The 26289-nt window shown below is 71.3% G+C and carries 12 protein-coding genes and 2 pseudogenes; 8 read left to right on the top strand and 6 right to left on the bottom strand.

The features are described from left to right. Positions 1-88: 88 nt before the first annotated feature. From Sfulv_RS20565 to Sfulv_RS20550, 4 genes are all read right to left on the bottom strand, one after another. Positions 89-604 carry an ATP-binding protein gene (locus Sfulv_RS20565; protein ID WP_173318060.1) on the bottom strand — a complete coding sequence of 172 codons (516 nt, stop codon included), beginning with the start codon at positions 602-604 and terminating at the stop codon, positions 89-91. A gap of 251 nt (positions 605-855) precedes the next feature. Beyond that, positions 856-1623: an enoyl-CoA hydratase/isomerase family protein gene (locus Sfulv_RS20560; RefSeq protein ID WP_173316051.1), complete on the bottom strand. Its 768-nt coding sequence runs from the start codon at positions 1621-1623 to the stop codon at positions 856-858. Positions 1624-1705: 82 nt separating this feature from the next. Beyond that, positions 1706-2959: a L,D-transpeptidase gene (locus Sfulv_RS20555; protein ID WP_173316050.1), complete on the bottom strand. Its 1254-nt coding sequence runs from the start codon at positions 2957-2959 to the stop codon at positions 1706-1708. A gap of 194 nt (positions 2960-3153) precedes the next feature. Next, positions 3154-4380 carry a L,D-transpeptidase gene (locus Sfulv_RS20550; protein ID WP_173316049.1) on the bottom strand — a complete coding sequence of 409 codons (1227 nt, stop codon included), beginning with the start codon at positions 4378-4380 and terminating at the stop codon, positions 3154-3156. Positions 4381-4655: 275 nt separating this feature from the next. Here Sfulv_RS20550 and glgX point away from each other — a divergent pair, with 275 nt between their 5' ends. From glgX to Sfulv_RS20530, 4 genes are all read left to right on the top strand, one after another. Then, positions 4656-6776, top strand: coding sequence for a glycogen debranching protein GlgX (glgX, locus tag Sfulv_RS20545; RefSeq protein WP_256669032.1), 2121 nt, complete (start codon positions 4656-4658; stop codon positions 6774-6776). A 177-nt stretch (positions 6777-6953) separates the two neighbouring features. Beyond that, entirely contained in the window at positions 6954-8783 is a 1830-nt protein-coding gene (locus Sfulv_RS20540) for an ABC transporter ATP-binding protein (RefSeq protein WP_173316048.1), read from the top strand. Then, positions 8780-10651 carry an ABC transporter ATP-binding protein gene (locus tag Sfulv_RS20535; protein ID WP_173316047.1) on the top strand — a complete coding sequence of 624 codons (1872 nt, stop codon included), beginning with the start codon at positions 8780-8782 and terminating at the stop codon, positions 10649-10651. Before Sfulv_RS20540 ends, Sfulv_RS20535 begins: the two co-directional genes overlap by 4 nt. A 641-nt stretch (positions 10652-11292) precedes the next feature. Beyond that, positions 11293-13320 carry a M4 family metallopeptidase gene (locus Sfulv_RS20530; protein WP_173316046.1) on the top strand — a complete coding sequence of 676 codons (2028 nt, stop codon included), beginning with the start codon at positions 11293-11295 and terminating at the stop codon, positions 13318-13320. A gap of 125 nt (positions 13321-13445) precedes the next feature. Here Sfulv_RS20530 and glgP read toward each other — a convergent pair. After that, positions 13446-16057: pseudogene (gene glgP, locus Sfulv_RS20525) on the bottom strand (alpha-glucan family phosphorylase). 683 nt (positions 16058-16740) lie between these two features. On the opposite strand from glgP, the gene Sfulv_RS20520 reads away from it, so the two are divergent. The 4 genes and pseudogenes from Sfulv_RS20520 (at position 16741) to glgB (ending at position 24756) form a co-directional block, all read left to right on the top strand. Then, positions 16741-18792: an alpha-1,4-glucan--maltose-1-phosphate maltosyltransferase gene (locus Sfulv_RS20520; RefSeq protein ID WP_173316045.1), complete on the top strand. Its 2052-nt coding sequence runs from the start codon at positions 16741-16743 to the stop codon at positions 18790-18792. Beyond that, on the top strand, positions 18789-20513 hold the full coding sequence (gene treS / locus Sfulv_RS20515; protein ID WP_173316044.1) for a maltose alpha-D-glucosyltransferase: 1725 nt from the start codon (positions 18789-18791) through the stop codon (positions 20511-20513). The genes Sfulv_RS20520 and treS overlap by 4 nt, the downstream gene beginning before the upstream one ends. Positions 20514-20729: 216 nt before the next feature. Further along, entirely contained in the window at positions 20730-22292 is a 1563-nt protein-coding gene (locus Sfulv_RS20510; protein WP_246353178.1) for a maltokinase N-terminal cap-like domain-containing protein, read from the top strand. Between the two features lie 53 nt (positions 22293-22345). Then, positions 22346-24756 (top strand): annotated as a pseudogene (gene glgB, locus Sfulv_RS20505) (1,4-alpha-glucan branching enzyme). A gap of 141 nt (positions 24757-24897) precedes the next feature. Here the strand turns inward: glgB and Sfulv_RS20500 are convergent. Further along, entirely contained in the window at positions 24898-26256 is a 1359-nt protein-coding gene (locus tag Sfulv_RS20500; protein ID WP_173316043.1) for a cation:dicarboxylate symporter family transporter, read from the bottom strand. Positions 26257-26289: the final 33 nt, after the last annotated feature.

Raw genomic sequence — 26289 nt, 5'->3', positions numbered from 1 at the left:
CCCCCGACGCGCCGCACCACGGCTGACCGGGGGCTTCTGTGCGTCCGAAGACGGGTTCGGGCGAGTGCGGCGGGGCCGGACCCGGCTGTCAGCGGTCGGAGATCCGCATCTCGAACCAGGTGGTCTTGCCGCGGGGTAAGAGGTCCACGCCCCAGCGGTCGGACAGCTTGTCGACGAGGAAGAGACCCCGGCCGCTGACGTCCATCTCCCGGACGGGCATCAGACAGGGCAGGCCACGTGAGGGGTCGCGCACCTCGACCCTGATCCAGCCCCGGCGGCGCACCATGCGCAGACCGAAGATCCGGGCACCGGTATGGCGCACCGCGTTGCCGACCAGTTCCGAGACGAGCAGGACCGCGTGCTCGGCGATCAGCGGGGAGAGGCCCCACTGCCGCAGCACCACACCGGAGGTGAGCCGCCTGGCGGTCGCGGCGGACTCCGGACGCGAGGGCAACCGGACCTCGTTCTCCGTCGGATTTCCGAACAACTCCAGCGCTTTGGACGCCTGTTCGTCCTCCAGGGTCGATGTCCAGCGTGCCGCGGTCGCGCTGCTGCGCTGTCGCGGCTGTTCCACACCCTCCAGGCCCGCCATGCCCACCATCATGGCCGCACGGAGCGGGTTCCGGGGCCGTTCCCGGGGAATCCCCGGGTCGGAATCTGCCATTCCGCACGGGTGGTCCGGCATATGCCACCGGCAGAAAGTCCCCCTCCATACCCCACCTGAGCTGCGGGAACACCTCTCCGTACAAGGTGTCACACCCCCGTGGGACCACTGGGCCCCAAGGCTCCCTCAAGGCCCAGCTAAACCGCCCACACGGATGAACGCACGTCATTCCGTGCCCAACTGGCGTTCGGTCAGACGAACTTGGCCTTGCCCGGGCCCTCCTCCACGAAGCTGCGCATCCCGCGCTCCCGGTCCTCGGTGGCGAACAGACCCGCGAACCAGTTCCGCTCGATCGTGAGCCCGGTGTCGATGTCGGTCTCCAGGCCCGCGTCCACGGACTCCTTGGCGGCGCGCAGCGCCAGCGCGGGCCCCCTGGCGAGGCGCGCGGCCCAGGCGTGCGCCTGCTCGTACACCTCGGCGGCGGGCACCACCCGGTCCACGAGGCCGATCTCCAGAGCCTCCGCCGCCTTCACCTGACGGCCCGTGAAGATGAGGTCCTTGGCCCGGGACGGGCCGACCAGCCGGGCGAGCCGCTGCGTACCGCCCGCGCCGGGGATCAGGCCGAGCAGGATCTCCGGCTGACCCAGCTTCGCGTTGTCCGCCGCGATCCGGTAGTCGGCGCAGAGCGCCAGTTCGCAGCCGCCGCCGAGCGCGTAGCCGGTGACGGCGGCGACGACGGGCTTGGGGATACGCGCCACGGCGGTGAAGGAGTCCTGCAACGCCTTGGAGCGCACGACCATGGCCGGGTGGTCCATCTGCTGCATCTCCTTGATGTCCGCGCCGGCGGCGAACACCTTCTCGCCGCCGTAGAGGATCACGGCGCGCACGTCGTCGCGGCGGGTGGCCTCCTCGGCCAGTTCGCGCAGACGGTCCTGGACGGCGATGTCCAGGGCGTTCATCGGCGGGCGGTCCAGCCGGATCGTACCGACGTGGTCGCTTACTTCGAGGGTTACGGTCATGGGCAGCAGGTTAACCGGCGCTAACGCGCGGGGGCCGGTGCTGTTGGTCACAGCACCGGCCCCCCGCGTCGGACGACCGTACCTACGCGGTCCACTCCGACCAGGCCATGTTCCAGCCGTTGAGGCCGTTCTCCGGCTTGATCGTCTTGTCCTTGCTGTTCTTCACGATGACCACGTCCCCGATGAGGGACCGGTCGAAGAACCAGGCGGCCGGGGTCCGGCCGTCGTACCCGCCGCGCACATCGCGCAGACCGACACAGCCGTGGCTCGTGTTGGTCCTGCCGAAGATGTCCGAGGCGCCCCAGTAGTTGCCGTGGATGAAGGTGCCCGAGGTGGACAGCCGCATCGCGTGGGGCACGTCCTTGATGTCGTACTCGCCGCCGAAACCGACGGTGTCCCCGTTCATCCGGGTCACCTCGAGCTTCTCGCTGATGACCATCTGACCGTTGTACGTGGTCGTGGCCGGGGCGCCGGCGGAGATCGGGATGTCCTTGATCTGCTTGCCGTCCCTGACCACCCTCATCCGGTGGGTGCTCGCGTCGACCGTGGAGACCTGGCTGCGGCCGATGGTGAACGACACCGTCTTGGCCTGCTTGCCGTAGACCCCCGGCCGGCCCTCGACCCCGTCGAGGTCGAGCCGCACGGTGACCTTCGTGCCCGCGGCCCAGTACTTCTCCGGACGGAAGTCGAGCCGGTCGTTGCCGAACCAGTGGCCCGCCACCTCCACGGGCGGATCGGCCGTCACCCGGATCGCCTTCTCCACGGCTTCCGGATCGGTGATCCCCCGGGTGAAGTTGATCGACACCGGCATGCCGACGCCGACCGTCGAACCGTCCTCGGGCGTGTACTGCCCGATGAAGGTGTTCTGCGGGACGAGCGTGGTGAACGTGGTGTCCTTCGCCGACTCCCGCCCCTCGGCGTCCTTGGCGACCGCGTGCACCGCGTACTTCGTCGCCGCGGCCAGATGCCGGTCCGGGACCCAGCTCGCCCCGTCCGCCGCGATCTTCCCCTCGACCTCGTCCCCCTTGGGACCGGTGACCCGCACCGCGCTCAGCTTGCCCTTGGCCGCCGAGATTCTCAGTGCTCCGCTCGTCGCCACGGAGTCCGCGCCGTCCTCGGGCGCGATGGTGACGACCGCCTGCGAGGCGGTCGTGTCCACGGCCTTGGGCCCGTCGTCCTCACCGGGCTTCTTCCCGCTCGCGCTCGCTCCCCCGCCGCAGGCCGTGACCAGCAACAGCAGCGCACCCAGTACCAGCGCCAGAAGTCCGGACGCCCCGCGTCCGCGCCGCCCACCGGCCGCTCCGGCCGATGCCCCCCATATGGGCTGCCCGTTCAATGTGGTTGTCTCCCCTCGCACGGCCCGGCGACCCGCCGGAACCCGCACCCCCGCGCGCCGAACATGCGCGCCAGCGCTAGATAATCACACCGGGCGCGGGGAGTGCTCCCTCGCGCATGTCACCGTTCAGTCCCAACGTGCCGGGGAGGTGCGCAGGTGGCGCGGGGTGCGGCGGGCCGGGGCCCGGCGGGGTGTCAGCGCAGCGCGGAGCCCGCCTTCCACGCCTGCCAGCTGAGGTTCCAGCCGCTGAGGCCGTTGTCGGGGGCGACCTTCCTGTCCGGGGAGTTGACCACCTCGACGACGTCGCCGATGAGCGTGCGGTCGAAGAACCAGCCGCCCGGCGCCGACCCGCCGCCGCCCTTCACGTCGCGCAGGCCGATACAGCCGTGGCTGGTGTTGAGCGAGCCGAAGGTGTCGGCGGGGGCCCAGTAGTTGCCGTGCAGGAAGGTGCCGGACTCGGTGAGCCGGATGGCGTGCGGGACGTCCTTGATGTCGTACTCCCCGCCGAAGCCGACCGTGCGGCCGTCCATCCTGGTGACCTCGTGCATCTCGCTGACCACCATCTTCCCGTTGTACGTGGGCGTCTTCGGGGCGCCGGCCGAGATCGGCACGGTGCTGATCAGCTCGCCGTCACGGCGTACCTGCATGGTGTGCCCGGCCGCGTCGACCAGGGAGACCTGGGACCGGCCGACCGTGAAGCCGACCGTCCTGCGCTGGCTCCCGAACACCCCGGGGGCACCCTCCACATCGCGCAGCCCGACCTCGACGGTGACCTCGGTGCCCGGCTTCCAGTACGCCGCGGGCCGGAAGTCGAGCCGGTCCCTGCCGAACCAGTGGCCCACCACCTCCACAGCCGGGTCCGCGGTGACCCGGATGGCCTTCTGCACGGCGGCGCGGTCGCGGATGGGACGGCTGAACTCGAAGGCCACGATCATGCCGGTGCCCACCGTCGAGCGGTTCTCCGGCTTGAAGTAGCCGATGAAGCGGTGGTCGGGCACCACGGTGGTGAAGGCCGTGTTGCGGGCCGAGCGGCGGCCCTCGGCGTCGACGGCCACCGCTTCCACGCTGTACTTCGAGGCCAGCGCGAGCCGGCCGGCGCCGCCCGCGGGCCGCCAGGAGAGCCCGTCGTCCGAGATCCGGCCCGGGACGGCCTGCCGCCGCGCGTCCTCGACCCGGGTCACCCGCACCCGTTCGAGCCGCCCGTCGGGAATGCTCACCTCGATCCGGCGCTCCGGGCCGACGTCCTCGGCGCCGTCGCGCGGGAAGATCTGGATCGCGTCGCCGGACGAGCCGGGCTTTCCCTCGCCGATGTCCCGGCTTCCCCCGGTGCAGCCGGCCAGTACGGCCAGCACGGTCAGCAGTCCTGCCCATGTCAGCACGGCGGCCGATCCCGCCCGTGCCCTCTTCGTTACGTGGTTCACGCACCCCCAACGACCAGGGCCGCGCGGGGGAAACGTGAATGCGGGGCCCGCCCTGGGCAGAACAGAGGGAAGGACCACACCGGGAAGGGCCCGGCCGGGACGCCGTGGGCTCCCTCGCCGGTGCCGGTCCGACGAGCCGCGGGAGGCTGGAAGGTGTCGAGCGCAGCCGAGCAGGAGACGGTGCAGGAGCGGATCGGGAAGGCGGTGGAAGGGAAGCGGGGGCCGTCGCGGCGCGCGGCGCACCGCAGGCACCACCCGTGTGGCCGGGGGCTCCCATGCCCCTCGGCGCCCGCTTCCGGGTGGGCCCGGACGGGGTGGCGGGGACGAACTTCGCGCTCTGGGCGGGCGGCGCGGAATCGGTCGACCTCTGTCTCTTCGACGAACAGGGCAACGAGACGCGGTGCCCGCTGACCGAGCTGACCCACGAGATCTGGCACGGCTTCGTGCCGGGCGTCCGGCCGGGCACGCGCTACGGCTACCGGGTGCACGGCCGCTGGGACCCGTGGACCGGCGCCCGCTGGAACGCGGCGAAGCTGCTCCTGGACCCGTACGCACGGGCGGTGGACGGCTCCTTCACCCTGCCGTCCGAGGTGTACGGCCATGTGCGCGACTGGCCGCAGCAGCACGTCGCGGACACGGTGCGCGACGACCGGGACTCGGCCCCCTTCGTCCCCAAGGGCGTCGTCGTCCACGACGACGACGACTGGGTGGACGACCGGCGTCCCAAGACGCCCTGGGCGGACTCCGTCATCTACGAGCTCCACGTGCGCGGATTCACCAGGCTCCACCCGGACATCCCCCCGGAGCTGCGCGGTACGTACGCCGGTCTCGCCCATCCGGCGGCCGTCGGCCATCTGAAGCGGCTGGGGGTGACGGCGGTCGAACTGCTGCCGGTGCACCAGTTCGCGCACGAGGACCATCTGCTCCGGCGGGGGCTGCGCAACTACTGGGGCTACAACTCCATCGGCTACTTCGCCCCGCACGCGGGCTACTCGGCGAGCGGCACCGCGGGCCAGCAGGTCGGCGAGTTCAAACGGATGGTGCACGCCCTGCACGACGCCGGGATCGAGGTGATCCTCGACGTGGTCTACAACCACACGGCGGAGGCGGGCGAGCTGGGTCCGATGCTGTCGCTGCGCGGCATCGACAACCGTGGCTACTACCGGCTCCAGGCCGACGCCCGCAGATACGCGGACTACACCGGCTGCGGCAACACCCTGCACGTGGTGCAGCCGCAGGTGCTGCGGCTGATCACCGACTCGCTCCGCTACTGGGTGACGGAGATGGGCGTGGACGGATTCCGCTTCGACCTGGCGGCGGCGCTCGCCCGCTCCATGCACGACGTCGACATGCTGTCCCCGTTCCTCGCGGTGATCGCACAGGACCCGGTGCTGCGCCGGGTCAAGCTGATCGCCGAACCGTGGGACGTCGGCAACGGCGGTTACCAGGTCGGCGCGTTCCCCCCGCTGTGGACCGAGTGGAACGACCGCTACCGCGATGCCGTACGGGACTTCTGGCGCGGCGCCCTGCCCGACGTCCGTGACCTCGGCTACCGGCTGACCGGTTCGAGCGACCTCTACGCCTGGGGCGGCAGACGGCCGTACGCCTCGGTCAACTTCGTCACGGCGCACGACGGTTTCACCCTGCGCGACCTGGTCAGTTACGAGCAGAAGCACAACGAGGCGAACGGTGAGGGCAACCGGGACGGCACGCACGACAACCGGGCGTGGAACTGCGGCGCCGAGGGCGAGACGGACGATCCCGGTGTCAACGCGCTGCGCAGGCGCCAACTGCGCAACCTGCTGACCACCCTGCTCCTGTCCACCGGTGTCCCGATGCTGGTGGCGGGCGACGAGATGGGCCGTACGCAGAGGGGCAACAACAACGCGTACTGCCAGGACAACGAGGTCAGCTGGCTGGACTGGTCGCTGCTGGAACAGCCGGAGTGGCGCGGGCTGACCGAACTGACCGCCCGGGTGCTGGCCCTGCGCCACACCCACCCGGTGCTGCGGCGCCGGGCCTTCTTCTCGGGCCGCGCGCAGGCGCCGGACGGGCTGCGCGACCTGGCGTGGTTCACCCGCGAGGGCAAGGAGATGACCGAGCGGGACTGGTACGCGCCCGCGGCGGCGCTCGGCCTGTACCTGTCCGGGCGGGACATCCCGGGACGGGACGCCCGGGGCGAGCAGGTGAGCGACGACAGCTTCCTGACGATCCTCCACGCGGGCGGAGCGCCGACCGGTTTCACCCTCCCGGGGCCGCCCTGGGCGACGACGTACGAACTGCTTCTGGACACCTCGCTCGAGGACCAGACGGCCGCCCCGGGGACCTTGCACCCCGGGGGTACGGCCCTGACGGTACCGGGACGGGCGGTGCTGCTGCTGCGGGTGCGGGCGTGAGCGGTGCGGGGTTTCCCGGGAGGCTGCGACGCGGCAGGAGGGCTCCTTCGTTGCTCGTGGGGAGCGACTGCGCAGGTGGAAGGAGTGCCGTCGCCGGCACGGCGGGGTCGCGGTCCGGCGGATACGGCCAGAAAAGGTGCTGAGAGATGTCAGTGGTGAATCGTAGGCTCGCTCCTGATGCCCGAAACACCTGCAGAGCACACGGACCGGTCCGCCGTGCGCTCGCTGCTGCGCCTGTGGCCCTACGTCCGTCCCATCCGTCTCCGGCTGTTCAGCGCGGCGTTCGTGGCGGTCCTGGCCTCGTGCCTCGGGCTCGTGATCCCGCTCGTACTGAAGTGGATGGTGGACGGCCCGGTCGCCGGCCGTGACCCCGGCGGCGTGTGGCTGGGGGCGCTGTACCTCCTGCTCCTCGGGCTGGCCGAGGCGGGCCTCTTCGGCCTGCGCAGGTGGCTCGTGGCCCGGCCGCTCGCGGGGGTCGAGGCGTCGATGCGCGCCGACCTGTACCGGCATATGCAACGGCTCCCCGTGGCCTTCCACGACCGCTGGCCCTCGGGGCAGCTGCTCTCGCGCGGGACCACGGACCTGACGCTGCTGCGGATGTTCCTCGCCTTCCCGCTGACCTTCCTGTTCGTCAACGCGACCACGATCCTGGTCGGTTTCGTCATCCTGTTCGACCAGGCCTGGTCGCTCGGTCTGGTGCTGCTCGCACCCGCCGTCCCGCTGGTGATCCTCTGCTCGCTCTTCGAGACGAAGTACTCCGTGGCGGCGCGCGGGGCCCAGGACCAGGTGGGAGATCTGACGACGGTCGTCGAGGAGAGCGTGCTCGGCATCCGGATCGTCAAGGGCTTCGGCCGGCACCGCAGCCAGGCACTGGCCTTCCACGCGCTCTCGCGGCGGCTGCGCGGTACGGAACTGGTCAAGGCCAGGCTGCTCGCCGGGATCTGGGCCCTCATCACCACCCTTCCCGAGCTGGCGATCGGGGCGGCGCTGGTGCTCGGCACGGTCCAGGTGGCGGACGGCGCGCTGTCGGCGGGCACGCTCGTGGCCTTCCTCTCGACGGCGCTCGCGCTGCGCTGGCCGGTGGAGTCGATCGGCTTCCTGCTGGCGATGAGCCAGGAGTCGGCGACCGCGACCGAGCGGTACTTCGAGGTCATGGACGTGGCGCAGGAGCGCGACGCGGACGGTGACGGCCGTGCCCGCGTGAGCGATGAGCCCGGCATGGTGTTCGAAGGCGTCGAGTTCCGGTATCCCGACGCCGATCCCGCCTCCGCACCCGTCCTGGCCCGCGTCGACCTCCGGGTACGCCCGGGCGAGACCATGGCCCTGGTGGGCGCCACGGGCTCGGGCAAGACGACGCTCACCGCGCTCGTCCCCCGGCTGCACGAGGTCACCGCGGGCCGGATCACGCTGGACGGCGAGGACATCGCGGGGATGGCACGGCCGCGGCTGCGCGAGCTTGTGTCGGTGGCGTTCGAGGAGCCGACCCTCTTCTCCGCGACCGTGGGCGAGAACGTACTGATGGGCGCCGAAGGGGCGGGCGAGGAGGAGCTGCGCCGGGCCCTCTCCGTCGCGCAGGCGGACTTCGTCCACGACCTTCCGCACGGTCTGGACACCCAGGTCGGCGAGCAGGGGCTCAGCCTGTCGGGCGGTCAGCGCCAGCGCCTCGCGCTGGCCCGCGCGGTCGTCGGCCGTCCCCGCTTCCTGGTGCTGGACGACCCGCTCTCCGCGCTGGACGTGCACACCGAGACGCGCGTCGAGGCGGCGCTGCGGCAGGTGCTCGCACGGACGACCGCCGTGGTCGTGGCGCACCGGCCGTCGACCGTCATGCTCGCCGACCGGGTGGCGCTGCTCTCCGGGGGCCGGATCAGCGCGGTCGGTACGCATCAGGAGCTGCTGCGCACGAGCGCGGAGTACGCCTGGCTGATGTCGGGCGCCACGGAAGCGGGGGCCGGCCAGGGGAGTTCGGCCGCCGAGGACGCCACTGCCGAGGAGGGCAGCACCCGATGACCGGTGCGAAGACGGACCGACCCGCCCTCGCCGACGACGGCCCTCCGCCCGGGGAACCGGCTCTGACCGGGGCGGCCGGTGATCCGTTCGACCGGGACGCGCTGCCCGCGCCGCGCGGCGCCACACGGGCCCTGCTCGCCTCGCTGCTGCGTCCGCTGCGCGGCCGCGTGTGGGTGACCGGTCTGCTCCTGGTGCTCCAGCAGGCGGCCGTCCAGGCGGGGCCGCTGCTGGTGGCGTACGCCATCGACAGCGGCGTACCCGCGTTCCGGTCCGGCGACCACGGGCCGCTGACCGCCGTGGCCTGCGGGTACGCGCTCTGTTCGGTCGGGGCGGGAATCCTCCAGTACGCGTTCGTCAGAGGCTCCGCGCGGATCAGCCAGGACGTCCTGCTCGACCTGCGCGGCCGGATCTTCCGGCACGCGCAGGCCCTGTGTGTGGAGTTCCACGAGCGCTACACCTCGGGGCGGCTGATCTCACGGTCGACCACGGACGTGGAGTCCCTGCGGGAGCTGCTGGAAGAAGGGCTCCAGGAACTGATCGGCGTGATCATGTCCTTCGTGTCCATCTCCGTGCTGCTGCTCTGGCTCGACCCGGCCATCGGCTCGGTCGCGGTGCTCTCCTTCGTACCGCTGTACCTGCTGGTGCGTCTGTACCAGCGGCGGGCGGGGAAGGCGTTCGCCCTGCGGTCCACGGCGATCGCCTCGGTCATCGTCAAGTTCGCGGAGACGATGAACGGCATCCGGCCGGTCCAGGCGTTCCGCCGCGAGCGGGGCAACGACGCGGACTTCGCGGTGCTCAACCACCGTCATGAGCGCTCCAACGGCGACGCGATGCTGGAGATGGCGCGTTACGTCATCGGCTCCCGGCTGGTCGCCAACACGGCGGTGGCGGCGATGGTGCTGTGGGGCGCCTATCGCGTGGCGTCCGGGACGCTCGCCCTCGGCGTGCTGGCCGCCGCCGTGCTCTATCTGCGACGGCTCTACGACCCGATCGACCGGCTCGGGATGTTCCTGAACTCGTATCAGTCGGCCGCCGCGTCACTGGACAAGATCGCGGGCCTGCTGGCGCAGACGCCCACGGTCCCCGAGACGGCCGACCCGAAGGACCTGCCGGCCCTGACCGACGGGCATCCGGGCCGGGAGGTGGTCTTCGACGGGGTGCGCTTCGCGTACCGCACGGGCGGCGAGGTCCTGCCGCGCCTCGATCTGACGGTGCCGGCCGGGCAGACCGTCGCCGTGGTCGGTTCGACGGGCGCGGGGAAGTCGACGCTGGCGAAGCTGCTGGCCCGCTTCTACGATCCGGTCGAGGGCCGGGTCCTGCTGGACGGCACCGATCTGCGGGACCTCGCCACCGCCGAGCTGCGGCGGGGCGTGGTGATGGTGACCCAGGAGGCGTTCCTGTTCTCCGGGACGGTCGCGGAGAACATCGCGATCGGCCGGCCGGACGCGACGCCCGGGGAGATCGAGCGCGCGGCCAAGGCCATCGGCGCGCACGACTTCATCAGCGGCCTGCCCGACGGCTACGACACGGACGTACGCAAGCGGGGCGGCCGGATCTCGGCGGGCCAGCGACAGCTCGTCGCGTTCGCCCGCGCCCTGCTCGCCGATCCGGCGGTGCTGATCCTCGACGAGGCGACGAGCTCCCTGGACATCCCGGGGGAACGGGCGGTCCAGCAGGCGATGGACACGGTGCTGCACGGCCGTACGGCGGTGGTGATCGCGCACCGGCTCTCGACCGTGGAGATCGCGGACCGGGTGCTGGTGATGGAGCGCGGCCGGATCGTGGAGGACGGGGCCCCGGCGGAACTCATCGGTGGCACGGGCAGGTTCGCCGGACTGCACAGGGCCTGGCGGGACAGCCTGGCCTGACCCGGGCCCCTTGCGGGTTCCGCGATTGCACCGTGCCGCCGGGCGTGCCGGTCCACCGGACAGGCCGCGCCGTCCGGGAGGACCGTACGGCCACCGGGGTGATCATCACACCAGCAGGGGGAGAACGTCTGGATCGAGGCCAGCACGACCGACGGCAAGGTGTACGAGACCTCATGCGTCAGCCCCGGCATGAGACTGATCTGCGGCAAGCCCTGGACCCGCCTCCACCGAGACGCCCGCACCTGCCGGCGGTGCTCGTGAAGCAACGCTCCCCGCCCCGGCCCCGACTCGGCACCGAAGAGGACGGCGCGGAACGAGCCACACTCCGCGCCGTCTCATCAGGTGGTCGTCGGCCGGAATCCCCCGGGCCGCCCGCACCCGCCTCCTGCCCTCCGCAACCCCTGATCTCCCTGGGATTACGGGCGTCGGCGAACTCCGGACGTCATCACGGCGACGAGCGGGGAAACGTCCGCTCAACGGACATGGCCGATCGGGCAGCGAACGATTTCCGGCCAAGTTATTGACGCGGTCCTGACAGGTGCACTCATCTGCTGACACTCTTCACCCCGTTCTGCGCACCGCTTGCTCTGCCCGGATGGCTTACCCGGCCGCCCGAGACCCCCCTCGCAGAAGGAGTCAGCGTGAGACCCACGCACACCCGTCGTGCCACAGCGGCCGGCGCTCTGATAGCCGCGGCAGCGATGCTCGCCGTCGGCATCCAGTCCGGCACCGCAACCGCCACCCCCGCCGGCGGCCCCGTCGCCGCCCCGGCCGCCGCCAAGGCCGACCCCGGTTCGCTCCCCGCGCAGCTCTCACCCTCGCAGCGCGCCGAACTGCTCCGCGACGCCAACTCCACCAAGGCGGACACCGCCAAGGAGCTCGGTCTCGGCCCGCAGGAGAAGCTCGTCCCCCGCGACGTCGTCCAGGACCGCGACGGCACCACCCACACCCGCTACGAGCGCACCTTCGACGGGCTCCCCGTACTCGGCGGCGACCTCGTCGTGCAGGAGTCGAAGGCGGGGCGCACCGAGCGCGTCACCAAGGCGTCCAAGGCCACCAGCGCTCAGCTCAAGGCCGTCGGCACGGCCGCGGACGTCACTCCGGCCGCCGCCGAGAAGCAGGCGCTCGGCGCGGCGAGGACCGAGGGTTCGAAGGCGACCGAGGCCGACAAGGCCCCGCGCAAGGTGGTCTGGATGGCGAGCGGCACTCCGCAGCTCGCCTACGAGACCGTCGTCGGCGGTTTCCAGCACGACGGCACGCCGAACGAGCTGCACGTCGTCACGGACGCGTCGAGCGGCGCCAAGCTCTTCGAGTGGCAGGCCGTCAAGAACGGCACCGGCAACACCCAGTACAGCGGCCAGGTGACGCTCGGCACCGCGCCCTCGTACACGCTGACCGACACCACGCGGGGCAACGGCAAGACGTACAACCTGAACCGCGCCACCTCGGGCACCGGGACCCTCTTCTCCGGCCCCGACGACATCTGGGGCAACGGCACCCCGCAGAACCTGGAGACCGCGGGCGCCGACGCGCACTACGGCGCCGCCGAGACCTGGGACTACTTCAAGAACATCCACGGCCGCACGGGCATCCGGGGTGACGGGGTGGCCGCGTACTCCCGCGTCCACTACGGCAACGCCTACGTCAACGCGTTCTGGCAGGACAGCTGCTTCTGCATGACGTACGGCGACGGGGCGAACAACACCAAGCCGCTGACCTCGCTCGACGTCGCCGCCCACGAGATGGCGCACGGCGTCACCGCGGCCACGGCCAAGCTCGTCTACAGCGGCGAGTCCGGCGGCCTCAACGAGGCCACGTCGGACATCTTCGCCGCGGGTGTGGAGTTCTACTCCGACACCAGCGCCGACCCGGGTGACTACTTCGTCGGCGAGAAGATCGACATCAGGGGCAACGGCACCCCGCTGCGCTACATGGACAAGCCGAGCAAGGACGGTTCGTCCAAGGACGCCTGGTACTCGGGCATCGGCTCGATCGACGTCCACTACTCCTCGGGTCCGGCGAACCACTGGTTCTACCTGCTCTCCGAGGGCAGCGGCGCCAAGACCGTCAACGGCGTCGCCTACGACTCGCCGACCTCCGACGGGCTGCCCGTGACCGGCATCGGCCGGGACAAGGCCCTGCAGATCTGGTTCAAGGCGCTCACCACCAAGTTCACCTCCACCACGAACTACGCGGCGGCCCGCACCGGCACCCTCGCCGTGGCCGGTGAGCTGTACGGCACGGCCAGCGCCGAGTACAAGGCGGTGGCCCACGCCTGGGCCGGCGTCAACGTCGGTACCCGCCCCGGTGGCGGCGGCGGTGGCACCGTCTTCGAGAACACCACCGCCGTGGCGGTCCCGGACAACGGCGCGGCCGTCACCAGCACGGTCAACGTCACCGGTGTCGCGGGCAACGCCCCCAGCACCCTCCAGGCCGGCGTGGACATCACGCACACCTACCGCGGTGACCTGGTCATCGACCTGGTCGCCCCCGACGGCACGGCCTACCGGCTGAAGAACTCCTCGTCGAGCGACTCAGCGGACAACGTGGTCACGACCTACACGGTCAACGCCTCGTCCGAGGTGGCGAACGGCGCCTGGAAGCTCAAGGTCCAGGACATCGCCGCGCAGGACACCGGCAGGATCAACAGCTTCAGACTGACCTTCTGAGTGGTCCGGGGCCTGTCCCTCGGGTCAGGCCCCGGAGCACCGGGGTCCACCGAACGGAACGGCCCGGGCGGGGTTCGCTCTCCTCCCGGGCCGTTCGCCATGCCGTGGCCGTACGCGACGGGCCGTCAGCGCAGCAGCACGCCCGTGCCCTCCACCGCCCCCTCCGCCGGCAGCGCGACCAGGCCGAGCTCGGCGCCGGACGCCAGCAGCCGGTGGGAGGGCAGGACACGCACGGTGTAGCCGTACGGTCCCGTCCGGTCCAGGGCGAGCGGACCCTCGTACAGCCAGCGGTCCTCCAGGTCGTGACCGCCCGCGGGCTTCAGCGGGAACGCCTGCGCGTCCGCGATCGCGTCCCCGGAGTCGACCCGCCCCGCGACCACCTGGACCTCGACGTCGTCCGGGTCCAGCCCGCCGAGGGCGATCCGCACCCGCAGCGACAGGGTGGAGCCGAGCTCGGCCGCACCGCCCGTGACGGTGGCGGCCGACGCCTCCACGTGGTCGACGGCCACCCCGGACCACGCCGCCCGCACACGGGTCTTCCACGCCGCCAGTTCCCGCGCCGCCGCCGGGTCGAGGGCGCGCCGTGCCTGCGCGGCGGGCGTGTAGAGCCGCTCCACGTACTCCCGCACCATGCGTCCGGCGAGCACCTTGGGTCCGAGCGTGACGAGGGTACGGCGGACCATCTCGATCCAGCGCTCCGGCAGCCCCTCGGGGTCCCGGTCGTAGAAACGCGGTGCGACGCGGTCCTCGATCAGCGCGTAGAGGGCGTTGGCCTCCAGCTCGTCGCGCCGGTCCTCGTCCGTGGCGGAACCGTCGGCGGTGGGGATCTCCCAGCCGAAGTCCGGCTCGTACCACTCGTCCCACCACCCGTCGCGCACCGACAGGTTGAGGCAGCCGTTGAGCGCCGCCTTCATCCCGCTGGTGCCGCACGCCTCCAGCGGGCGCAGCGGGTTGTTGAGCCAGACGTCGCAGCCCGGATAGAGCTTCTTCGCCATGCCCATGCCGTAGTCCGGCAGGAAGACGATGCGGTGGCGCACCCGCGGGTCGTCCGAGAAGCGCACCAGCTCCTGCACCAGCCTCTTGCCGCCGTCGTCGGCCGGATGCGCCTTGCCCGCGACGACGATCTGGATGGGGTGCTCCGGGTGGAGCAGCAGCTCCGTCAGCCGGTCGCGGTCGCGGAGCATGAGCGTGAGGCGCTTGTACGAGGGCACGCGGCGGGCGAACCCGATGGTCAGGACGTCCGGGTCCAGTACGCCGTCGATCCAGCCGAGCTCGGCCGTACCCGCGCCGCGACGGCGCCAGGAGGCGTGAAGCCGCCTGCGCACCTCCGTCACCAGCTGTTCGCGCAGGACCCGGCGCAGGTCCCAGATCTCCCGGTCCGGGACGGCCGCCACGGCGTCCCCCTGCCGGAGGGTGCCGGCGGGACGAGCCTTCCCGGCGCCGAGCCCGTAGACCTCGGGAGCCACCCAGGTCGGGGCGTGCACCCCGTTGGTCACCGAGGTGATGGGCACCTCGGAGGGGTCGAATCCCGGCCACAGCCCGGAGAACATCTCCCGGCTGACGGCTCCGTGCAGGGTGGAGACCCCGTTGGCGCGCTGGGCGAGCCGCAGCCCCATCACCGCCATGTTGAAGAGGCCGGGCTCGCCGCCCTCGTAGGTCTCCATGCCGAGCCGCAGCACCCGCTCGACGGCGACGCCCGGCAGCTCGCCGTCGTCCCCGAAGTGGCGGGCCACCAGCTGGCGGTCGAAGCGGTCTATCCCGGCGGGCACGGGGGTGTGGGTGGTGAACACCGTGCCGGCCCGTACCACTTCCAGGGCGGCGTCGAAGTCCAGGCCGGTCTCGGAGAGTTCCCGGATGCGCTCCAGGCCGAGGAATCCGGCGTGCCCCTCGTTGGTGTGGAAGACCTCGGGGCGGGGGTCCCGGTCAGCCGGCAGTAGGTCCGCACCGCGCGGACCCCGCCGATGCCGAGCAGCATCTCCTGGAGGAGCCGGTGGTCGCTGCCGCCGCCGTACAGCCGGTCGGTGACGTCGCGCTCGCGCGCCGCGTTCTCCTCCACGTCGGAGTCGAGCAGCAGCAGCGGTACGCGCCCGACCTGCGCCTGCCAGACGCAGGCGTGGAGCGAGCGTCCGCCGGGCAGTGCCAGTACCACCCGGCTGGGAGTGCCGTCGGTCTCGCGCACCAGGGTGAGCGGCAGCTCGTTCGGGTCGAGGACGGGGTAGTGCTCCTGCTGCCAGCCGTCGCGCGAGAGGCTCTGGCGGAAGTAGCCGTGCCGGTAGAGCAGGCCCACTCCGATGAGCGGTACGCCCAGGTCGCTGGCGGCCTTGAGGTGGTCGCCCGCCAGGATGCCGAGGCCGCCGGAGTACTGCGGCAGCGCCGCGGTCACTCCGAACTCGGGTGAGAAGTAGGCCACGCCGGCGGGGAGTTCCGCGCCGGCGGCGAGCTGGTCCTGATACCACCTCGGGCCGTCCAGGTAGGCGCGCAGGTCCTCGGCCACCTCGGTCAGCCGGCGGACGAACTGCTCGTCCCCGGCCAGCTCGGCGAGGCGCCCGGCGGACACGGCGCCGAGCAGCCGGACCGGGTCGGCGTCGGCCGGCCGCCAGCCCTCGGGGTCGACGGCCTGGAAGAGCTCACGGGTCTCGGTGTGCCAGGACCAGCGCAGGTTGCGCGCGAGATCCTGAAGCGGTCGGAGGGAATCGGGGAGGACAGGACGCACGGTGAATCGACGAATGGCCTTCACGTATTCCACCTTTACAGGGGACGTACGAATCCGAGGGGACGCACCACGGTGTGCACCCCCTCCGTCACCCTCGAAGGTAGCGCCACGCCGGGGAATCCGGCCACGGCGTGCGACCGGCTCACCGGGTGCGGCGGTCACGCCCCGCCCGCTCCCGCGCACCCCGGCTCCGCCCCGTGCCCCTCTCCCGGGCACCTTCTGACACCTCACGCCTCACCCGTACTTACCCGGCCCACGCGCCTTATGCCCACCCATTGGCCCAATGCGTAGGAATTCACCCGAAGTGATATGGCCGATTCCGCCCCCTCATGCGGCCTTGTGGGGGTACGGGGCACAGGGAAGGCTTCCAGTGGCGGCCGGGGAACGGGAATCGCCGCGCCCGGCAGCTACGACCGAGTAGTTAACACGCTGCCGGATTGCCCACCCGAGAACAGTGGGCAGGCTTCCCCGGTACACGACCCAGGCAGTCCGTATCCGCTCACCCGAACTGGGCGCGGATACCCCGCGCACCACCCATTCGAGTGCCATTCGAGTGAACGCGGACAGGAGCGGCCATGCCCAGAGCCAGCCAGCCGACAGCAGAGCGGCTACAAAGGACAAACCCCAACAAGCGCGGCACACCCGTACAGCTTCCCGCCTCAGCCTCACGCCCCGCGCCCACCGAGCTCCAGCCCCCAGGTGATTCCATGATCGGTCGCATTCCCGTCCTCGACGTCCGTCCGCTCGTCGACTGCGGCAGAAGGCCGGCGAAAGCCGTAGCCGGTGAGACCTTCCAGGTCACCGCCACCGTCTTCCGCGAAGGCCACGACGCGGTGGCCGCCAACGTCGTCCTCACGGACCCGAACGGACGCCCCGGACCCTGGACGCCGATGCGCGAACTGGCGCCCGGCACGGACCGGTGGGGCGCCGACGTCACCCCGTCAGCCGAAGGCCGGTGGACCTACACGGTGGAGGCGTGGAGCGATCCGGTCGCCACCTGGCGGCACGCCGCGGGGATCAAGATCCCCGCGGGCATCGACACCGAACTGGTCCTGGCGGAGGGCGCCGCGCTCTACGAGCGGGCCGCCGAGGACGTACCGAAGCAGGACGGCCGGGAGGCGGTGCTCGCGGCCGCCGACGCCCTGCGCGACCCCACGCTCCCCGCGGCATCCCGGCTCGCCGCGGCGCTCGCCCCCGCGGCGGACGAGGCGCTGTCGCGCCATCCGCTGCGCGAACTGGTGACCGCCTCGCGCCCGATGCCCCTGACCGTGGAGCGCCGCCGGGCGCTCTACGGCTCCTGGTACGAGCTGTTCCCCCGCTCCGAGGGCGCCCGGGTGGAGGAGGTCAAGCCGCCGAAGGGCACCAGGAAGGGCCGGACGGGCAAGGCCGCGGAGCCCCGGCCGCCCGCCACCCGGATCATCAGCGGCACCTTCCGCACGGCCGCCGAGCGACTGCCCGCCGTCGCTGCGATGGGCTTCGATGTGGTCTACCTCCCCCCCATCCACCCCATCGGCACCACCCACCGCAAGGGCGCGGACAACACCCTCACCCCCGGCCCGGACGACCCGGGTGTGCCGTGGGCCATCGGCTCCGCCGACGGCGGACACGACACCGTCCACCCCGAGCTCGGCACCCTGGCCGACTTCGACCACTTCGTCGACACCGCCCGCACCCTGCGGATGGAGGTCGCCCTGGACTTCGCCCTCCAGTGCTCCCCCGACCACCCCTGGGTGACCGAGCACCCGGAGTGGTTCCACCACCGTCCCGACGGCTCCATCGCCTACGCGGAGAACCCGCCCAAGAAGTACCAGGACATCTACCCGATCGCCTTCGACAAGGACATGGCCGGGCTGGTCGCGGAGTCGGTCCGCGTCCTGCGGTTCTGGATGGGCCACGGCGTACGCGTCTTCCGCGTCGACAATCCGCACACCAAGCCGGTGGTCTTCTGGGAGAAGGTGATCGGCGAGATCAACCGCACCGACCCCGACGTGATCTTCCTGGCGGAGGCGTTCACCCGGCCCGCGATGATGCGCACGCTCGCCGCGGTCGGCTTCCAGCAGTCGTACACGTACTTCACCTGGCGTAACACGAAGCAGGAACTCACCGAGTACGTCACGGAGCTTTCGGGCGAATCCGCCTCGTACATGCGGCCCAACTTCTTCGTGAACACCCCCGACATCCTTCCCGGATACCTCCAGGAAGGCGGCCGCCCCGCCTTCGAGGCGCGGGCCGTCCTGGGCGCGACCCTGTCGCCGTCCTGGGGCGTCTACGCGGGATTCGAACTGTGCGAGAACACCCCGGTGCGTCCGGGGAGCGAGGAGTACCTGCACTCGGAGAAGTACGAGATCAAACCGCGGGACTGGGAGTCGGCGGAGCGCGAGGGCCGTTCGCTGGCACCTCTGATCACCTCGCTCAACCGGATCAGACGACGCCACCCGGCGCTCCAGCAACTGCGCGACGTGCACTTCCACTCCGTCGACAACGAGGCACTGATCGCGTACAGCAAGCGCTCGGGCACCGACATCGTCCTGGTGGTCGTCAACCTCGACCCCCACCACACCCAGGAGGCCACGGTCTCGTTGGACATGCCACAGCTCTGCCTCGACTGGCATGAGCGCGTACCGGTGCGCGACGAGCTCACCGGCGACACCTATCACTGGGGCAGGACCTTCTATGTGCGTCTGGAGCCGGGTGTCACACCCGCGCACATCGTCGTTCTGCGACCGTCCCCGCCGACCGGAGGGTCACCCACACCATGATCGTCAACGAGCCCGTCCACGACACGTTCGAGGACACTCCCGCCAAGGACCGCGATCCCGACTGGTTCAAACGAGCCGTCTTCTACGAGGTCCTCGTCCGGTCCTTCCAGGACTCCAACGGCGACGGCATCGGCGACCTCAAGGGCATCACCGCCAAACTCGACTACCTGCAGTGGCTGGGCGTCGACTGCCTCTGGCTCCCGCCGTTCTTCAAGTCGCCGCTGCGCGACGGCGGGTACGACGTCTCCGACTACACCGCGGTCCTGCCGGAGTTCGGTGACCTCGCCGACTTCGTCGAGTTCGTCGACGCCGCGCACCAGCGCGGCATGCGCGTGATCATCGACTTCGTCATGAACCACACGAGCGATCAGCACGACTGGTTCCAGCAGTCCCGCACGGACCCCGACGGGCCGTACGGGAACTACTACGTCTGGGCCGACGACGACAAGCAGTTCCAGGACGCCCGGATCATCTTCGTCGACACCGAGACGTCCAACTGGACCTTCGACCCGGTGCGCAAGCAGTACTACTGGCACCGGTTCTTCTCGCACCAGCCCGATCTCAACTACGAGAACCCGGCGGTGCAGGAGGAGATCATCTCGGCGCTGCGCTTCTGGCTGGACCTGGGGATCGACGGCTTCCGCCTGGACGCCGTGCCCTACCTCTACCAGCGCGAGAACACCAACTGCGAGAACCTCCCCGAGGCCCACGACTTCCTCAAGCGGGTCCGCAAGGAGATCGACGCCAACTACCCGGACACCGTGCTGCTGGCCGAGGCCAACCAGTGGCCCGAGGACGTCGTCGACTACTTCGGTGACTTCCAGACCGGCGGGGACGAGTGCCACATGGCATTCCACTTCCCGGTGATGCCCCGCATCTTCATGGCCGTACGGCGTGAGAGCCGCTACCCGGTCTCGGAAATCCTGGCGAAGACCCCGGCGATCCCGAAGAACTGCCAGTGGGGCATCTTCCTGCGCAACCACGACGAGCTGACGCTCGAAATGGTCACGGACGAAGAGCGCGACTACATGTACGCGGAGTACGCCAAGGACCCGCGGATGCGGGCCAACATCGGCATCCGCCGCCGGCTGGCGCCCCTCCTGGACAACGACCGCAACCAGATCGAGCTGTTCACCGCGCTCCTGCTGTCCCTGCCCGGCTCCCCGATCCTCTACTACGGGGACGAGATCGGGATGGGCGACAACATCTGGCTGGGCGACCGCGACGCCGTACGCACCCCGATGCAGTGGACCCCCGACCGCAACGCCGGCTTCTCCTCCAGCGATCCGGGACGGCTCTACCTCCCCACCATCATGGACCCGGTCTACGGCTACCAGGTCACCAACGTCGAGGCGTCGATGGCCTCTCCGTCCTCACTGCTGCACTGGACCCGGCGGATGATCGAGATCCGCAAGCAGAACCACGCGTTCGGCACCGGCTCGTACGCGGAACTGCCGTCCTCGAACCCGGCCGTCCTGGCCTTCATCCGGGAGGCACCCCCGAACGGCGACGGCACCGACGACCTGGTGCTGTGCGTCCACAACTTCTCGCGGTTCGCGCAACCGACGGAACTGGACCTGCGGGCGTACAACGGCCGCCATCCGGTGGAGCTGATCGGCGGGGTGCGCTTCCCCGCCATCGGCCAGTGGCCCTACCTGCTCACCCTCGCGGGACACGGCTTCTACTGGTTCAGGCTCCGCAAGGACCCGCCCGTCGCCTAGGGGCGCGGCCTCCCGCGGGGCGGTTTCCGCCGCCTCGCAGGGGCACCCTCCCCCCGTATCGAGCTCTTCCGGGCTCCTCCGGGCCCCCTCGGGGTCACAGATCGAGTCCGTACGGACCATCCTCTCCCGACACGTCCCGCACAGCCGGACAGCCATTGCCGCAATCCGGGACACTCTTCGCATCCTGTGGTGTGCCCGGGGAAAGGACGCGATGCCATGTCGGAGGCTGCATCCACTCGAGTCGCCACATCGAAAAGCAACACGCCGAGCGAGACTACGAGCACGACGACAAGCACGGGAGCGGGCGCTTCGCCGCCTCGCAGGACGAGTCCCGAGGCGGACGCGGCGGACAGCGTCACCGCCGCCGCGCCGGAGCAGACGCCCGGGAACCTGACGGCAGACCAGTCGGACCAGTCGGCCGCTCCGGTTCCCGGCGCCGAGCTGCTGCCCTCCCTCGCCCCCCTGCTGCACGCCTGGCTGCCCGGTCAGCGCTGGTTCGCGGGCAAGGGGCAGCCGGTCACCCGCTTCTCGCTCGTCTCGATGACCGAGATGCTGCCGGTGAGCTCCGCCGGCACCGGTCCCGGACTGCTCCACCTGCTCGTCAGGGCCCACCAGCCCGGCCTGCCGGCGAACGCGCCGGGCGACTGCTACCAGCTCCTCCTGGGGGTGCGGGACACGCTTCCGCCCCGGCTGGCCGCCGCCCGCATCGGGCAGCTCCGGGACGGGCCACTGGCGGGCCGCACGGTCTACGAGGGGCTGCACGACCCACGGGTCGCCGAACTTCTGCTGGAACGGTTCCGCTGCCCCGGCGCCCTCGGCCCGCTCCGCTTCGGCCAGACCGCCGCGGTCCCCTCCGGCCTGACCCCGCGGATGCTGGACGCCGAGCAGTCCAACTCCTCACTCGTCTACGGCGACTCCTACATCCTCAAGATCTTCCGCCGGGTCTTCCCGGGTACCAACCCCGATCTGGAGCTGCCTCTCGCCCTCTCACGCGAGGGGTGCGGAAGGGTGCCCGCCCCGGTCGCCTGGTTCGAGGCCACCGCTCCGCAGCCGGTGACCCTCGGGGTGCTCCAGCCGTTCCTGCGCGGTGCGCGCGACGGCTGGCAGCTCGCCCTCGGCGCACTCGCGGTGGGCACGGACTTCCTGCCGGAGGCCCGTGCGCTGGGCCGGGCCACCGCCGAGGTGCACCTGGCGCTCGCCGCTGCCCTGCCGACGCCCCCGCTGGACCGCTCGCGGACCAGGCAGCTCGTCGAGGGGATGACGGAGCGGCTGGAGGCGGCGGCCGGCGCCGTACCGGCACTCGTGCCCTACGTGCCGGGACTGCGTGCCACCTTCGACGCCGTCGCCACCCTGGGCCACGGGGACACCGGCTGGTCGGTCCAGCGGGTCCACGGCGACCTCCACCTCGGCCAGGCGCTGCGCGGCGAGGACGGTTTCTGGTCACTGATCGACTTCGAGGGGGAGCCCGCCCGTCCCCTTCCCGAACGCCGCCGCCCGCAGCCGCCGGTACGCGACGTCGCGGGCATGCTCCGCTCCTTCGACTACGCCGCCCGCTCGCACCACCCCTGGAACGCCGAGTGGGCGACCCGCTGCCGCGCGGCCTACTGCGAGGGCTACGCGCAGGCCGCCGGTACCGATCCGCGCAGCCGGCCCGAACTCCTGCGCGCCTTCGAGACCGACAAGGCGGTGTACGAGGTGCTGTACGAGGCACGGAACCGGCCCGACTGGCTGCCGGTGCCGATGGCCGCGATCCAGCGCCTGGCCGCGACCGCCGACTGAACCACCCCGTCCCGCCCCACCCCTCCGCTTCTCTCCCCCGAGGAGGCAGTCCTGTGACCGCCCGCAAGCCGTCCCGCAAGACGTCGGACCCCATCGAGGCCCCGCCAGCCAAGCAGCCGGTGACCACCGAGGTCTCCGCCCCGACCGCACCCGCCGCTCCCGACGCGCCGGCAGCGCCCGCCGCGCCCGCCGCGCCGCAGGCCAGGCGGAACCGGGCCAGGCGGACCGCCGCCACGCCGCCCCGCCCGCGGCGCGGCGGCGCCGCCAAGGGCGTACTGCCCGCCGTCGCCATGGACGCCGGGGACCGGGCCCGGCTGCTCGCCGGTGAGCACCACGCCCCGCACGACGTGCTGGGCGCGCACCTGACCGGCGGCGGGGTGGAGTTCCGGGCGCTGCGCCCCTTCGCGCGCTCGGTGACCGTGCTGGCCGAAGGGGTGCGGGCGGAGCTGCACGAGGACGGTGACGGCTTCTTCGCCGGGGTCGTTCCGCTCTCCGCCGTCCCCGAGTACCGGCTCGCGGTCGCCTACGAGGACGGCACGGCCGAGGTCGAGGACCCGTACCGCTTCCTGCCCGCGCTCGGCGAACTCGACCTGCACCTGATCGGCGAGGGACGGCACGAGGAGCTGTGGACCGCGCTCGGCGCCCAGCCGATGGAGCACCAGGGCGTGAGCGGCACCCGGTTCACCGTGTGGGCGCCGAACGCCCGTGGGGTGCGGGTCGCCGGTGACTTCAACTTCTGGGACGGCCAGGGCCTTCCGATGCGCTCGCTCGGCTCCTCGGGCGTGTGGGAGCTGTTCGTGCCGGCGGTCGGCGAGGGCGCCCTGTACAAGTTCGACATCTGCCGCCCCGACGGCTCGCACACGATGCGCGCCGACCCGATGGCCCGCCAGGCGGAGGTGCCGCCGGCCACCGCGTCGGTGGTCACCGCCTCGCACCACGAGTGGCAGGACGCGGACTGGATGGCGCACCGGGGCGACCGCCCGGTGCACGAGGCCCCCTTCTCTGTGTACGAGCTCCATCTCGCCTCCTGGCGACCCGGCCTGACGTACCGCCAGCTCGCCACCCAGCTGCCGGAGTACGTGCGCGAACTGGGCTTCACGCACGTCGAGCTGATGCCGGTGGCCGAGCACCCCTTCGGCGGGTCCTGGGGTTACCAGGTCACCGGTTTCTACGCGCCGACCTCGCGCATGGGCGGCCCGGACGACTTCCGCCACCTCGTGGACGCCCTGCACCGGGCGGGCATCGGGGTCATCGTCGACTGGGTGCCCGCGCACTTCCCGCGCGACGACTGGGCGCTCGCGGAGTTCGACGGCCGTCCGCTGTACGAGCACTCGGACCCGGCCCGGGCGGCGCACCCCGACTGGGGCACGCTGGAGTTCGACTACGGCCGCAAGGAGGTCCGCAACTTCCTGGTCTCCAACGCCACGTACTGGTGCGAGGAGTTCCACATCGACGGCCTGCGGGTCGACGCGGTGGCCTCGATGCTCTACCTGGACTACTCCCGCGAGGACGGGCAGTGGTCGCCGAACGAGCACGGCGGCCGGGAGAACCTGGACGCCGTCGCCTTCCTCCAGGAGATGAACGCGACCGTCTACCGGCGCAACCCCGGGGTCGTCACGATCGCCGAGGAGTCCACCGCCTGGGACGGTGTCACGCGCCCCACGCACCTGGTCGGGCCCGGCGGCTTCGGGGGCCTGGGCTTCGGGCTGAAGTGGAACATGGGCTGGATGCACGACTCCCTCGAGTACGTGTCGAAGGAGCCGGTGCACCGCAAGTACCACCACAACGAGATGACGTTCTCGATGGTGTACGCGTACAGCGAGAACTACGTCCTGCCGATCTCGCACGACGAGGTGGTGCACGGGAAGCAGGCGCTGGTCAGCAAGATGCCCGGCGACTGGTGGCAGCAGCGGGCCACCCACCGCGCCTACCTCGGCTTCATGTGGGCCCACCCCGGCAAGCAGCTTCTCTTCATGGGGCAGGAGTTCGCCCAGGGCGCGGAGTGGTCCGAGGGCCACGGCCCCGACTGGTGGCTGCTCGACCCCTCGTACGAGGCGTCCGACGACCACCGCGGTGTACGCACCCTGGTGAGCGACCTCAACGCGGTCTACGGGGCGGTGCCCGCCCTCTGGCAGCGCGACACCGTGCCGGAGGGCTTCGCCTGGGTGGAGGGGAACGCGGCCGAGGACAACGTGTTCGCGTTCCTGCGCTACGACGCCGACGGCTCCCCCTCCTGGCGGTCTCGCACTTCTCGCCGGTCGTACGCCACGACTACCGGCTCGGGGTGCCGGAGGGCTTCGAGAGCTGGGTGGAGGTCCTCAACACGGACGCGGCCCGTTACGGCGGTGGCGACGTGCGCAACGAGGAGCCGCTGAAGCCGGAGGCGGTGGCCGCGCACGGCAGGCAGGCGAGCGTACTGCTGGCCCTGCCGCCGCTGGCGACGGTGTACTTCCGCCCGGCCTGATCACCCGGCCGCCCCCGGGGGCCCGCACCGCTCCGTGCCGGTGCGGGCCCCCGCGCGTGCGGTGCGCCGCGGGAACAGGGGCGCTCGGACCGGCGCGGACACGTCCGCCGGGCAAGGACCGGGGCTGCGCCAGGTGCCCGGTCAGACAACCTTCGCGGGCGCCTCGGTGCTCTCGCGGGGCTCCGGGACCGCGTTCTCCGCCGGGGTGTCGTCGGTGAGCGTCCGCTCGTCGAACGGCACGCGTCCGGCGAGGACTTCACCGACCCGCTCCTTGTCGATCTCCTTGGTCCAGGTGCCGACCAGGACCGTGGCGACCGCGTTGCCGGCGAAGTTCGTCAGGGCGCGGGCCTCGCTCATGAAGCGGTCGATGCCGACGATCAGGCCGACCCCGTCGACCAGTTCGGGGCGGTGCGACTGGAGGCCGCCCGCGAGGGTGGCGAGACCGGCACCGGTGACACCCGCGGCGCCCTTCGACGCGATCACCATGAAGACCAGGAGGGAGATCTGCTCGCTCGCGGTCAGCGGGTCGCCCATCGCGTTGGCGATGAAGAGCGAGGACATCGTGAGGTAGATCGCGGTGCCGTCGAGGTTGAAGGAGTAGCCGGTCGGCACGGTGATGCCGACGACGGGCTTGCTGATGCCCAGGTGCTCCATCTTCGCGATGAGCCGGGGCAGGGCCGACTCCGAGGAGGAGGTGGACAGGATCAGCAGGAACTCGCGGCCCAGGTACTTCAGCAGCGACAGCAGGTTGACCCCGGCCACCAGCCGCAGGATCGTGCCGAGCACCACGAAGACGAAGAGCGCGCAGGTGACGTAGAAGCCGATCATGATGATCGCCAGCGACTTCAGCGCGTCGAGGCCGGTCTCGCCGACCACCGCGGCCATCGCACCGAACGCGCCGACCGGGGCGGCCCACATGATCATGGCGAGGATGCGGAAGACGAGCCGCTGGATGTGGCCGATGCCGCGCAGGACCGGTTCGCCGGCCGCCCCCATCGCCTGGAGCGCGAAGCCCGCGAGCAGGGCGATGAGCAGCGTCTGGAGGACCTCGCCGCCGGTGAAGGCGGAGACCATCGTGGTCGGGATGATGCCGAGCAGGAAGTCCACCGTCGACTCGCTGGCGCCCGCGGCCTGCTGCTCACCTGCGGTGCGGGCCGCCTCGGTGATGTGGAGACCGGAGCCGGGCTCGAGGATGTTGCCGACGACCAGGCCGATGGCCAGGGCGACCGTCGACATCACCAGGAAGTAGCCGAGGGCGAGCCCGCCGACGGCACCGACCTTGGCGGCCTTGCGTACGGAGCCGACGCCCAGCACGATCGTGCAGAAGATGATCGGCGAGATCATCATCTTGATCAGGTTCACGAAGCCGGTGCCGATGGGCTTGAGCTCCACGGCGACCCCGGGAGCCACGAAGCCCACCAGGATGCCGAGAATCACGGCTCCGATCACGGCCAGATAGAGATAGTGGGTCCGGTCCCGTCTTGCGGCTGCTGCTGCCACGGGGCCTCCTCGGCTGATGTCGCGGTCGCTCCC

Origin of the sequence: Streptomyces fulvorobeus, from assembly GCF_013167895.1 — a bacterium.
Taxonomy (GTDB): domain Bacteria; phylum Actinomycetota; class Actinomycetes; order Streptomycetales; family Streptomycetaceae; genus Streptomyces; species Streptomyces fulvorobeus.
Note: the sequence above shows the minus strand (reverse complement) of the source record. Positions and strands in the feature narration are given on the sequence as shown.

Bases quoted from the DNA above. Each gene is read 5' to 3' on its own strand.
- treS (WP_173316044.1), top strand. From the start codon at position 18,789: ATGATCGTCAACGAGCCCGTCCACGACACGTTCGAGGACACTCCCGCC.
- glgX (WP_256669032.1), top strand. From the start codon at position 4,656: ATGCCCCTCGGCGCCCGCTTCCGGGTGGGCCCGGACGGGGTGGCGGGG.
- Sfulv_RS20565 (WP_173318060.1), bottom strand. From the start codon at position 604: ATGATGGTGGGCATGGCGGGCCTGGAGGGTGTGGAACAGCCGCGACAG.
- Sfulv_RS20510 (WP_246353178.1), top strand. From the start codon at position 20,730: ATGTCGGAGGCTGCATCCACTCGAGTCGCCACATCGAAAAGCAACACG.
- Sfulv_RS20535 (WP_173316047.1), top strand. From the start codon at position 8,780: ATGACCGGTGCGAAGACGGACCGACCCGCCCTCGCCGACGACGGCCCT.
- Sfulv_RS20560 (WP_173316051.1), bottom strand. From the start codon at position 1,623: ATGACCGTAACCCTCGAAGTAAGCGACCACGTCGGTACGATCCGGCTG.
- Sfulv_RS20520 (WP_173316045.1), top strand. From the start codon at position 16,741: ATGATCGGTCGCATTCCCGTCCTCGACGTCCGTCCGCTCGTCGACTGC.
- Sfulv_RS20540 (WP_173316048.1), top strand. From the start codon at position 6,954: ATGCCCGAAACACCTGCAGAGCACACGGACCGGTCCGCCGTGCGCTCG.